An 11,709-nucleotide genomic window follows, 5' to 3' on the forward strand; every position below is an offset into this window, starting at 1 on the left:
TTTTCATCATTATTTGAGACTTCTTTCATGGCCCCCACAAGCAGCCTGACCATACTTGAAATCAGCGCGATATTTTTATCCATCACAGCCTTACTCACCTACGTCAATCATCGCTTTATTGGTCTGCCGACCACAATTGGCGTAATGGTTATCTCCATCTTATTGTCTATTGGCGCCATATTTTTAGGATTTTTAGGCTTTGATCAGCTTATTGATTACGAAGTAAGCTTATTAGCACAGCTCGATTTTACCGAAGTCTTATTGGATGGCATGCTTTCTATGCTGTTATTCGCAGGTGCTTTACATGTCAATATTAGCGACTTAAAACGCTATAAATTGCCTATTGGCATCCTTGCCTGTATTGGCACTATTGTATCAGCGATGCTTATTGCCACTGCCCTGTACTTTATGTTGCCGCTGCTCGGTTTTGGCTTGCCATTTCTGTGGTGCCTATTATTTGGTGCGTTGATATCACCGACCGATCCCATTGCGGTGATGGGTATTCTCTCATCAGCGGGCGCCCCAAAGAGCATCGAAACTGTTATTGCCGGTGAATCATTATTCAATGACGGTATCGGCGTGGTTATCTTTGTGCTGCTACTTGGTATTTTATCGAGCGGCGACATTCCGACAGCCAATTATGTGGCGCATACTTTGGCCGTGGAAGCAGGTGGCGGCATTGTCTTTGGTTTGGTACTTGGGGCAATTTTGTATTATATGCTCAAAAGCATCGACAGCTACCAAGAGGAAGTGTTGTTAACGCTTGCAGGGGTAATAGGCGGTTATGCGTTGGCCAGCCATTGGCACCTATCAGGACCACTCGCGATGGTGATGATGGGACTAATGGTTGGTAATCGTGGGCGCGCACTAGCGATGAGCGATAAGACTCGTCATTACATTGATTTATTTTGGGAGTTAATCGATGAGATCTTAAACGCTATTTTGTTCGTGTTAATTGGTCTAGAAGTGGTCATGATTGCTTACTCAGGTAACCTGTTTATCGCCGCTGGGCTGACGATTATAATAGCACTGCTTGCTCGATTTATTGTCGTGGGTATGACCACTAAGACCTTTAGCCGTCAGCTAGATTTACCAACTGGCGCATGGAAGGTGCTGACATGGGGTGGATTGCGTGGTGGTATCTCCGTTGCCCTAGTGTTGCAACTACCTATGGGCACTGAGCGTGATATCTTATTGGCACTCACTTATGCTGTCGTCATATTCTCTATATTGGTACAAGGCTTGAGCGTTGGTAAAGTGGCGAAAAGCATTCGTACGGATGCCACAGAGATATAAACGGTAGATGTACTAAGTGACATAAAGGCCAGCATAAGAAGATGTCTTATGCTGGCCTTTTTTATGCCTATATATTTTGTCGTACGTTTTTATATCAGACCTTTTCGTTTCATATTGCGATAAACCACAATGACGATGAAAATATTTAAGATCAATATGCCCAATTTAAACCAGTCAAATGGGCGTGCAATTAAATAGTAAATCTCAATAGGGATGAATATCCCATAGCCAAGCACACCAAACCAATAAGCCCATGTTCTGTCTTGCCATAGGCCATATGCTTCAAGAAAGCGCAGACTGGCATAGGCAAAAATCAATAATAAAAACAACGGCCAGTTTTTGCTAGCCTGTTGGGCAATTCGTACCACACTATCAAATTGCGGTGCAAACAAGTGACCAAAGCTATGTTGCCAAGAGGCTGTTGCCGTCGTCAGCCAACGCGCAAGATTGGTATGCCATGACCATAACGCAACAGCACCGAGCAATGCGCCCAACCCTTTTACCATCTCATAGATTGCCACTGCTTTGATAGATTCACTAGAAGTGCTTCGTGGCTTTTGTTTCCGGCCAATTAAGTCCATAGCATTATCTTTTGTAGATGGTGGTGGACTGTCATTCTGTCGGGGCAAATTAGCCAAAGAATGTCTCCACAACGCGACCTTGCAACTGCTGATTAAAAAACGGTGTGTTCTTACCGTTTGATAGCATAGATTGCGCTGTCACCTGCCACTCTAGATTAGGATCGACTAATACCACACCGCCGATACTTTCATACTGCTCACCGATACCAGCGATTTTTGCAGGATTAAGACAGATTTTATCGACGAGTTGCTCCAAAGTTAACACCTCATCATGTACTAGCTGACATGCCAGCGCCATAAAGGTATCGAAGTTTGAGATGCCTGGGGTGCTCTCAGCAAACGGCGCTTTTTTGGCCGTACTGTTTAGCGGTTCATGATGACTACAGATTGCATCAATCGTGCCGTCTTTCAATCCACGGCGAATGGCCTGCTGATCAGTGTTACTACGCAGTGGCGGTAACACATAGGCTTGGGCGTTAAAGCCTTCTAAGTTATCATCGGTTAGGTACAATTGATGCATCGCTACATCGCAAGTCACTGGTAGACCTTTGTCTTTTGCCCAGCGCATCAGCTCAACTGATGATTTGCAAGATAACTGGCTAAAGTGAGCCGCGATACCTGTTTCTTCGACCATCAATAGCTGAGTAGATAGAGCTACCGTCTCAGCGATCCAAGGGATGCCTTGTAAGCCATGATATGAAGCAATATAGCCTTCATGTGCTACCCCATCTCCGGACAGACTTGGCTCATCAGGATAAAAGAATACTTTCATACCAAAAGTTGCAGCGTACTCTAACGTACGCAATAAGACCAAATCATTGCGAAAAGGTCTACGAGCGTTAGATACTGCAATACAGCCACCTTTTTTCAATCCCGCAATGTTAGAAGGACGCTCTCCTTCTAACCCTGCGGTCAACGCACCCAATACATGCAAATAAATTCCGCCATCATCAAGCGCGCGCTCACGCAACCCTTTGAGCAGTGAGCCGTTTTCTAGAATAGGATTGGTATCAGGTGGAATCACAACATGCAAAAAACCATTACCGCGAGCAGCAAGTCCTTCTGACTCCAACGTACCATGCTGCTGCTGGCCTGGTTCACGTAGGCGTGCGCACAAATCAACCAGCGGTGGTAGCAGCCACATTTCACGACCAGCTTCAAGCGACGCCAGTTTGTCTGTTACTGCGGTTGGCAATGTATTTTTAATAGCTTTAGGAAGATGGTCAAATATCGGTGCATCAGTGTTTATCGTATTAGACATGAGCGTTATTACCGTATCAATAAATGAAATAATGAAGAACAAAACAGCGTGGCGACAGGTTAATTACCAGCCGCTTGATGAGCGCGCTGCCCTTCCATCGCAAGAGACAGTACAGCCATACGAATGGCAATACCGTTATTTACCTGCTTTAAGATGACAGACTGCGCGCCATCAGCCACGCTCGAAGCAATCTCAACACCGCGGTTCATCGGTCCCGGATGCATAACCAATGCGTCAGGCTTTGCAAGTGCCACGCGCTCTGGCGTAATACCATAGTGTTTGTAGTATTCACTCGATGACGCTAGCAATGGCGATCCGATACGCTCGTTTTGAATTCTTAGTCCCATGATGACATCACATTCCGTGACACACTCATTCATATTTTCATAAACTCGCACACCATAACGCTCAATACCTTTAGGTAATAAAGTGCGCGGTGCACAGACACGGATGTCTTTGACCCCTAAGGTTTGTAGCGCATTGATATCAGAGCGTGCCACCCGTGAGTGCTTAATATCACCCACGATAGCCACTGATAACTCTTCAAAAGGACGCGGCGCTTCACGATGAATGGTCAGCATGTCGAGCATGCCTTGCGTTGGATGCGCATGCCAGCCATCACCGCCATTGATAATGGCAATATTAGGTGTGACTTCCGTTGCCATAAAATGCGCAGCACCTGATGCTGAATGACGCACCACAAAGATATCTGCTGTCATGGCTTGCAAATTCCACAGTGTATCGCGTAGACTTTCGCCCTTTTTAGCGCTAGAGCGCTCGATATCGATATTGAGTACATTGGCACCCAGACGTTTCTCGGCTACTTCAAATGTCGTACGTGTACGCGTTGACGGCTCAAAAAACAAGTTCATCACCGTATAGCCTTCGAGCTCAGGCCGATTGATTAATTGTCCGTTTTTATCAAAGAACGTTTCTGCTTTTGCGATAATCGCCTGTAATTGCTGTTTATTGAGGCCTTCTACACCCAAAAAATGACGGATACTGCCATCGGTATTGAGCTGTGGACGACTCAATGATGTATTGAGCCTTTGATGAATAGTACTGGGGTCGAATTTTGCGTAGTCAGTCGGCGAGATCGTATGTAGTGAGCTGCTATCGAGAGAATTTGACATAATGGCAAGTCTTCATTGTGGGTTGGTATGTGTCTATATTAATCATTTATTCATCTTTGTTCGAGCATTTATCGTAGATATACATAGATACAAGGACATTTTGGCGCTTATTTGATACAATTTACCCCAATGACACCAGTCCTATAAATACACTCAGCCACCTGCTAGGCAATATTCGCGTAGCGACTGTGCAATATCAGTGTAGCGATCATGAGCGAAAACAAGCTTACCAAAGATATTAACGAATAATAATACATATAGTGTAGCTGATTTTACGGTCAGGACAAAGACACGGTATCGCTATTTAAAAATTTGCCCGCCTAGAGTGCGCTTATCACTGCTTATTCTTTTACTCTCAATACGACTTATCAATACCATTTATTAGGAAGCTTTATGACGACTCTAACCAGTTATCTAGACCAACATTCAACCAACACTGAACTGAACGACGTGATTACTACTGTTACTAACGTTGGCAAAACCATTTCACAGCTACTTAGAAAAGGTGCTTTAGCCGATATCCTAGGCGAAGCTGGTAATCAAAATGTGCAAGGCGAAGATCAGAAGAAATTGGATGTACTGGCTAATGACTTATTGTTAGATGCATTGGCAGAAAATACGCATTGTGCAGGTGTTGCGTCAGAAGAGTTAGACAATGCTACCCCTGCCAACGCTGATGGCAGTCTACTGGTATTGTTTGATCCACTGGATGGGTCATCAAACATCGATATCAATATGGCCGTCGGTACTATTTTTTCTATCTTGCCGTACCAACGCCAAGGTCAAACAAGCAAAAACAGCGATTTCTTGCAAGCAGGCAATCAGCAATTGGCAGCAGGCTATTTGTTATATGGCACCTCTACTGTACTTGCACTAACGATAACTGAAAATGTTGTGATGTTCAGCCTAGATCCAGATACGGGTGATTATGTACTCATAGAAGACAATGTACAAATTGATGCTGATACCAGTGAATATGCTATCAATAGCTCAAACTATCGCTACTGGCGCGCACCAATGCAACAATACATCGACGAGCTGATCGCTGGTGAAGCTGGTATACGTGGTCGCGATTTTAATACACGCTGGGTCGCTGCCATGGTTGGTGATGTGCATCGCATCTTATGCCGCGGTGGTCTATTTACCTATCCGTTTGATACCAAATACGCTCACAAAGCGGGCAAGTTACGTTTGATGTATGAAGCCAACCCAATGAGCTTATTGATTGAGCGTGCTGGCGGCGGAGCCACGGATGCTGTCAACCGTATCTTAGATATCGAACCGACTGATATTCATCAACGTGTCCCTGTCGTACTGGGAAGCAAAAACGAAGTCAATTACGTTAAAGACTTGCACGAAAATTATTCTGAAAAATAATTGATTTGAGCACATGTTAAAGATAATCAGTAGAATGCTAAATCAATAATAAGCATTCTGCTAATTGTCCAAACGATTCCTTCAGTCTACTCTAAGCGATCCACTATGGTAACAAATCCCACCGAGCTGATTACTTCAGATAAAAATACAACGGTCAAGTTGGTGAAAGCCCTGTTGACACAGTCTCGCCAGCGTAACAAGCATGGTCAGACGGTCATTGAAGGCATACATCTTATCGATGCTGCCCTACGTAGTGACTATCCGTTCGCCCAAATGCTACTAGCAGAGTCAGCGCACAACCATCCTGAAGTTCAGCAAGTATTGTCTCGCCTGCCGACCTATACACCTATTATGACGCTTTCAGATTCGCTCTATGAGAGCATTCGAAGCTTAGGTACAGGCATCGACATTATGGCGGTTATTAAAGTACCAATGCCGGGTCTATCGATGATCAATGAGGACTGCCTAATTCTCAATGACGTACAAGATAGCGGTAATGTTGGTACGTTACTACGTACGGCAGCAGCAGTCGGTATCAATAACATCTTATGCACCAGTGCGACTGCACAAGCTTGGTCTCCGAAGACGCTACGAGCAGGTATGGGTGCACAGTTTGCACTCACTATTTATGAGGGTTTAAGCACACAAGACATCTTAGATTATGTACAAGTGCCACTTTTAGCCACCAGCTCACATACCGACACTTTAATTTACGATCACAACCTAACCACTCCAACGGCTTGGATTATGGGTCATGAAGGTCAAGGTGTCAGCGATGAATTGATGCAATGTGCCACGCCTATAGCCTTACCACAGCCGAACGGTCAAGAAAGTCTAAATGTAGCGATTGCAGGCTCATTATGTCTATATGAGACTTTGCGTCAAAGAAATTACTCTTAGCTTTGGTTTATAACTGCAATTAAAAGCTTATCTATAAAGCATAAAAAACCCACTATCATTTAATAGTGGGTTTTTTATTATCTATCTACTACTGATATAGTCCAAGAAATCTAAAACGGATACAAGGCCGCCAACTGCAGATTGTACAAGTCGTACATCTAAGGAGGGTAACGCCGTAGCCGTTTAGTAGTTCTGTGACTATATATTAAACCTTGCTGGTTAACTCAGGTAGCGCTTCAAACAAATCCGCTTCTAGGAAGTAATCAGCAACGCTAGCGATAGGTGCTTCTGGGTCATTGTTGATAGCAACGATAACTTTAGAATCTTTCATACCTGCTAGATGCTGAATCGCGCCTGAAATACCTGCGGCGATATATAAGTCTGGTGCAACAATTTTACCTGTTTGACCAACTTGCATATCGTTTGGTACATAGCCTGCATCTACTGCAGCACGTGATGCCCCAACAGCAGCGCCCAATTTATCAGCCAATGGTTCGATATATTTAGTGAAGTTTTCACCGTTTGCTAACGCACGACCACCAGATACTACGATACTTGCTGACGTTAACTCTGGACGATCAGATTTAGCCATCTCTTCATTAACGAAGCTTGCTTTACCAGTCTCTTGTACATTGTCGATAGTCTCAACAGCTGCTGATCCACCTTCGCTCGCCACTGGATCAAATGCAGTAGTACGTACAGTCAACACTATTTTGTCTTCTGAAGTTTTAACCGTTGCCGTCGCGTTACCTGCATAGATAGGACGCTCAAACGTTTGAGCATCTACTACAGCAGAAACTTCTGACAACATGCTAACATCAAGTAATGCTGCAACACGTGGCATAAAGTTCTTACCGGTCGTTGTTGCTGGTGCGATGATATGGCTGTAGTCTTTAGCGACATCCGCAACGAGTAACGCAACGTTACCCGCCAATTGATGCTCATAAGCTGCGTTGTCTGCTAGCAATACTTTAGATACGCCTTCAGCTTTAGCGGCTTCATCAGCAACTGCTTGTGCACCACTACCAGCGACCAATACATGAATATCATCGCCCATTTGCTTAGCAGCAGCGATAGTATTCAAAGTTGCCTTTTTTAGACTGGCATTGTCATGTTCTGCATATACCAAAATTGCCATGGTTCTAATCCTTTATTTATTCGTATCGTCTATTCATGTCATGAGGTTGTCTGTGTACAAAGTTACTGGTGTGGCGAATACTGAATCAGCCAAATTAAACATGTAACTTTGTACATGATATGCCGTAGCGAAGTCTTAGATTACTTTAGCTTCGTTCTTTAGCTTATCAACCAACTCATCCACTGAACCTACTGTAATACCAGCTTTGCGTTCAGCAGGTGGCACAACTTTAATAATCTCTTGCTTAGATGCCATATCAACACCGAAATCAGCTGGTGTCTTTTCATCAAGCGGTTTTTTCTTCGCTTTCATGATGTTAGGCAGTTTTGCATAACGTGGCTCATTCAAACGCAAATCAGTCGTGATGACTGCTGGCAAATCAAGCGCAACTGTTTGTAATCCACCATCGATTTCACGAGTTACATTTACTTTATCGCCTTCAACTTTTACTTCTGATGCAAACGTACCCTGACCGATACCCATCAATGCTGCTAGCATCTGACCAGTTTGGTTGTTGTCATCATCAATCGCTTGCTTACCCAATAGGATAATGTCTGTAGCTTCAGACTCAGCGATACTTTTTAGTATCTTAGCGATTTGTAGTGGATACGGTTTTTCATCAGTCAAAACTAACACACCACGATCAGCACCCAATGCTAGTGCAGCACGAATCTGCTCTTGTGATTCTTTTGGACCGATTGACGCAACAATGATTTCATCAATCACACCAGCTTCTTTTAGACGAACCGCTTCTTCTACTGCGATTTCATCAAAAGGGTTGATTGACATTTTGGTGTTTGATAGATCAACGCCAGAGTTATCGGCTTTTACACGAACTTTTACGTTATAATCAATGACACGCTTGACCGCTACTAATGCTTTCATACGTTCCTCGTTTATTAATGTTATGAATTAAAAATTATCAATTAAGAACCAAAGGTTCATTGTTGTTCAAAATAGCATTGAAGGTTGTTAGTGCATCAACAGACAGTCAATAATCGAAAAAATGAAACAATACTAAAAAATATATTTATATCATATTCTCTATCGACAAAATCCGTTAAAGCTAAGCCAACCGTTATTATCAGACCTATGTATCTTGCGTGAGCACGAGCATAAGGTCAAGACAACGCCGTGAATAATGCGTCATAAATTTATCACTATTCTATTACAAATAGTTTATAAGCGAACAAGTTTACGGCTAGCTTTCACCTATATTTTAAATATCTTCAACCTTTATAGCATTGTAGGTACTTTAATTACTTAACATTTTGTTATTACTTATTTCTTTAAAAGAAGATCTCATAATGAATGTAAATATTTTCCCATTTCTTTACAAGATAAATGAGCCCTGCTAACAGTGCTTAGCTAAAGATACTTCCCTCATACTATATGATGACAAGAAAAATTTATATAAAAAAAGCAACCTGATGAGAGGTTGCTTTTTTTTAAAGTTGAAACAGTATTTTTATTGTTTTAACAAACAAAGTAATCAATGCGTATTGATAATTTCATTGCAATCAAGCTTACTGACAAGCAGTCTACTCAATCACTAGTAGAAATTAGATAGCTTCGATTTGCTCAGCTTGTGGGCCTTTTTTGCCATCACCTAAGATGAAAGACACTTTTTGGCCTTCAGCTAGGGTTTTGAAACCGCCACCTTGGATAGCGCTGTAGTGAGCGAATACGTCTTGTCCGCCATTGTCTTGAGCGATAAAACCAAAACCTTTAGCTTCATTAAACCACTTTACAGTGCCTTCAACTTTATCTGACATAAATTTTCCTAACTCTTTAACTGTTGGCGAGACGTGTGTCATCACCGATTAATTGATATATACCCAAATATTTTTTTGCAGAATGCGGCAGTAAAATCTACTAAATCATCCTCGGATGACTTGAATTTTTTACCTAAAATATTGTAAGTACAGCTTGATTATAGCAGCTTTTCATAATGACAACAGTTTAAATTGATGGTTTTTGTAAATAATTAAAACCAATTTTTTGAAGTTAGTTCAAGCACTCATTAACCACATAACATATTGATATAAATAATATTTTTTATTCAATACTATCTACAATCAAAGGCAATAATCCAGATAAGTTTATAAATCGCAAGGTCAAAAATTGTTAGCAAGCTATAATTTAGACTGGCCTTTACTGAGCTATTGGTAGCCACTGTGAGCTTAATACTAGCAAGCATAATGCAAAGAATACCAATGAAAATGACTGGCTATAAGCGATATATTTAGCTGGTATTACTAAGTCTTTCGGAGAGTCAGGAATACCCTTACGTTTCAGTAGACGCGTTCCGTATACCCAACCAAAAGTAGTATAGAGACCATAGGCTGCAGGTACCGCAACTGCCAATGGTGTTAGATCAATCACATATAACATGACCACGGAAATAAAGAACCATGAGGTATCCAAAAGTGAACTGATTTTAAAAAACTTAGATTGAGGCAATTTGCCATCTGTTGTTTTGAGCATCTCCCCTTCTATCCAAATTAAAACAGCGATCACAGCACTAAGAAGAACATATATGAATTGCGGCGTTAGCCAGTCAGAATAAGATATTTGCACAACATACAACCTGTAATCTATAGGAAAAGAAGAACGGAAATTATTTGATTTGTTTGATAGCTCAAAGACGAACGGAAATAACAATAATCGCCTAACCGAACAAACCGTTAGTTAATGTAATAATGCCTGTCTATATTGGGGGCTACCATGGGTTTTCAACCCGTAGATAGCCTACCATAAAAGCATTGAGCAAACAGAGTGCATTAAAAAACCCATGCTATCAGTCGATAACATGGGATTCTTTAAAACTAAACAGTCTTTCTATAACTTAATACTGTTTTAGTTCTTTTCTTTATCGATGATTTTATTACCACCGATCCATGGCATCATACCACGCAGCTTAGCACCAGTAATTTCGATCTCGTGCTCAGCATTGTTACGACGACGCGCGGTCATTGATGGATAGTTGGTTGCGCCTTCAGAGATAAACATCTTCGCGTATTCACCAGACTGGATGCGTTTTAGCGCATTACGCATCGCTTCACGTGATTGCTCGTTGATGACTTCAGGGCCTGTAACGTATTCGCCGTACTCAGCGTTGTTACTGATTGAGTAGTTCATGTCAGCGATGCCGCCTTCATACATCAAGTCAACGATAAGCTTAAGCTCATGCAAACACTCAAAGTAAGCCATTTCTGGTGCATAGCCCGCTTCCGTTAGCGTCTCAAAGCCCATTTTAACCAGCTCTACTGCGCCGCCACAAAGTACTGCTTGCTCGCCAAATAGATCCGTTTCAGTTTCATCTTTAAACGTTGTTTCGATGATACCTGAACGACCACCACCAACGCCAGCAGCATACGATAGTGCTAAGTTTTTGGCTTGACCTGAAGCGTCTTGATAGATAGCGATCAAATCTGGAATACCGCCGCCTTTAGCAAACTCTGAACGTACAGTATGACCTGGTGCTTTTGGTGCCACCATGATGACATCAAGATCGCCACGTGGCACGACTTGGTTATAATGAATCGCAAAACCATGAGCAAAAGCTAATGTAGCGCCTTCTTTGATGTTTGGTTCGATTACATCGTTATAAAGCTCTTTTTGAAACTCATCAGGCGTCAAAATCATGATAACGTCAGCAGCTTTTACCGCTTCTTCTACTTCAGCAACTTTTAGGCCCGCATTTTCAGCTTTTTTCCATGAACCTGAATTGGCACGTAGGCCAACAGTCACATCGACGTCTGAATCTTGTAGATTAAGCGCATGGGCATGGCCTTGTGAACCGTAACCAATAATAGCAACTTTCTTACCTTGGATAATTGATAAATCACAATCTTTGTCATAATAAACGTTCATAAATACAGTCCTTTTTCTCAATCATGGTTTGCCATGGATAGTAAACGCTTATGCAATAGCCACTATCGTAAAATGGTCACTAAGATAAGCGTTTTGTTGATTTTAAATCAATATGATTTAACTAAAATATTCTGTTATTAGACACTC

At 42.1% G+C, this 11,709-nt stretch carries 11 protein-coding genes; 3 read left to right on the plus strand and 8 right to left on the minus strand.

Features of this window, described 5'->3' with window-relative positions:
• Positions 1-27: 27 nt before the first annotated feature.
• A complete protein-coding gene (locus I6E84_RS10140) occupies positions 28-1,296 on the plus strand; it encodes a cation:proton antiporter (protein ID WP_197217846.1) in 1,269 nt (422 codons plus the stop codon).
• Positions 1,297-1,385: 89 nt separating this feature from the next.
• Here the strand turns inward: I6E84_RS10140 and I6E84_RS10145 are convergent, their stop codons facing one another.
• The 3 genes from I6E84_RS10145 to I6E84_RS10155 all read right to left on the minus strand — a co-directional run bounded on the left by I6E84_RS10145 (position 1,386) and on the right by I6E84_RS10155 (position 4,271).
• Complete coding sequence (locus tag I6E84_RS10145; protein WP_197217847.1) at positions 1,386-1,934, minus strand: DUF2127 domain-containing protein; 549 nt, start codon at positions 1,932-1,934, stop codon at positions 1,386-1,388.
• A complete protein-coding gene (locus I6E84_RS10150; protein WP_197217972.1) occupies positions 1,927-3,084 on the minus strand; it encodes a dihydroorotase in 1,158 nt (385 codons plus the stop codon). Before I6E84_RS10150 ends, I6E84_RS10145 begins: the two co-directional genes overlap by 8 nt.
• A gap of 113 nt (positions 3,085-3,197) precedes the next feature.
• Positions 3,198-4,271 carry an aspartate carbamoyltransferase catalytic subunit gene (locus I6E84_RS10155; protein WP_197217848.1) on the minus strand — a complete coding sequence of 358 codons (1,074 nt, stop codon included), beginning with the start codon at positions 4,269-4,271 and terminating at the stop codon, positions 3,198-3,200.
• 393 nt (positions 4,272-4,664) lie between these two features.
• On the opposite strand from I6E84_RS10155, the gene I6E84_RS10160 reads away from it, so the two are divergent.
• Together I6E84_RS10160 and I6E84_RS10165 are read left to right on the plus strand one after the other, a co-directional pair.
• A complete protein-coding gene (locus tag I6E84_RS10160) occupies positions 4,665-5,648 on the plus strand; it encodes a class 1 fructose-bisphosphatase (protein ID WP_197217849.1) in 984 nt (327 codons plus the stop codon).
• A gap of 105 nt (positions 5,649-5,753) precedes the next feature.
• Positions 5,754-6,548 (plus strand): TrmH family RNA methyltransferase, encoded by a 795-nt coding sequence (locus I6E84_RS10165; protein ID WP_197217850.1) that lies wholly within the window; start codon positions 5,754-5,756, stop codon positions 6,546-6,548.
• Positions 6,549-6,753: 205 nt separating this feature from the next.
• Here I6E84_RS10165 and I6E84_RS10170 read toward each other — a convergent pair whose 3' ends face one another.
• The 5 genes from I6E84_RS10170 to ilvC all read right to left on the minus strand — a co-directional run bounded on the left by I6E84_RS10170 (position 6,754) and on the right by ilvC (position 11,562).
• Positions 6,754-7,686: an electron transfer flavoprotein subunit alpha/FixB family protein gene (locus tag I6E84_RS10170; protein WP_197217851.1), complete on the minus strand. Its 933-nt coding sequence runs from the start codon at positions 7,684-7,686 to the stop codon at positions 6,754-6,756.
• Between the two features lie 135 nt (positions 7,687-7,821).
• Complete coding sequence (locus tag I6E84_RS10175) at positions 7,822-8,571, minus strand: electron transfer flavoprotein subunit beta/FixA family protein (RefSeq protein ID WP_110923967.1); 750 nt, start codon at positions 8,569-8,571, stop codon at positions 7,822-7,824.
• Positions 8,572-9,248: 677 nt separating this feature from the next.
• Positions 9,249-9,461 (minus strand): cold-shock protein, encoded by a 213-nt coding sequence (locus I6E84_RS10180; RefSeq protein ID WP_010196799.1) that lies wholly within the window; start codon positions 9,459-9,461, stop codon positions 9,249-9,251.
• 379 nt (positions 9,462-9,840) lie between these two features.
• On the minus strand, positions 9,841-10,266 hold the full coding sequence (locus tag I6E84_RS10185; protein WP_197217852.1) for a hypothetical protein: 426 nt from the start codon (positions 10,264-10,266) through the stop codon (positions 9,841-9,843).
• A 279-nt stretch (positions 10,267-10,545) separates the two neighbouring features.
• Positions 10,546-11,562, minus strand: a complete 1,017-nt coding sequence (gene ilvC / locus I6E84_RS10190; RefSeq protein WP_110923966.1) for a ketol-acid reductoisomerase — start codon at positions 11,560-11,562, stop codon at positions 10,546-10,548.
• Positions 11,563-11,709: the final 147 nt, after the last annotated feature.

The sequence above is a fragment of the Psychrobacter sp. SCQQ22 genome (assembly GCF_015864605.1).
Taxonomy (GTDB): Bacteria; Pseudomonadota; Gammaproteobacteria; order Pseudomonadales; family Moraxellaceae; genus Psychrobacter; species Psychrobacter fozii.